Source organism: Bradyrhizobium yuanmingense, assembly GCF_029167105.1.
GTDB lineage: Bacteria > Pseudomonadota > Alphaproteobacteria > Rhizobiales > Xanthobacteraceae > Bradyrhizobium > Bradyrhizobium yuanmingense_A.
This window is the reverse complement of sequence record NZ_JARFML010000138.1, coordinates 1-415: the sequence shown is the minus strand read 5'-3', so window position 1 is coordinate 415 and position 415 is coordinate 1. Positions and strand designations below refer to the sequence as shown.

The 415-nt window shown below is 53.7% G+C and carries 1 protein-coding gene; it reads right to left on the bottom strand.

The genetic code is table 11. The annotated features are described in order from the left end of the window. Positions 1–415 (bottom strand): efflux RND transporter permease subunit (locus tag P0R31_RS40820; RefSeq protein ID WP_275521270.1); only part of this gene is annotated, 415 nt, incomplete at both ends.

The window sequence follows — 415 nt, the reverse complement described above, 5'->3', positions numbered from 1 at the left end:
ACGTAAACGCATCCGCACCGCATCAAGCGTCGCTTCAATCAGACCTTTACCTTCTTTATCCATCAAGTCTTTGGCGAATTCGACGATAAGTATCGCGTTCTTCGCCGACAACCCAATGGTTGTGAGCAGGCCTACCTGGAAGTAAACGTCATTGGTCAGGCCACGGAAGGTGGCAGCCAGCAACGCACCGATAACCCCCAGCGGAACGACCAGCATAACGGAGAACGGAATCGACCAGCTTTCATACAGCGCCGCCAGACACAGGAACACGACAATCAACGAAATCGCGTACAGTGAAGGTGCCTGGTTGCCGGAGAGACGTTCCTGATAGGACATCCCCGTCCAGTCATAGCCAACACCGGTAGGCAGTTTGCTCGCCAGTTGTTCCATCAGCTCCATTGCTTCACCGGTACTT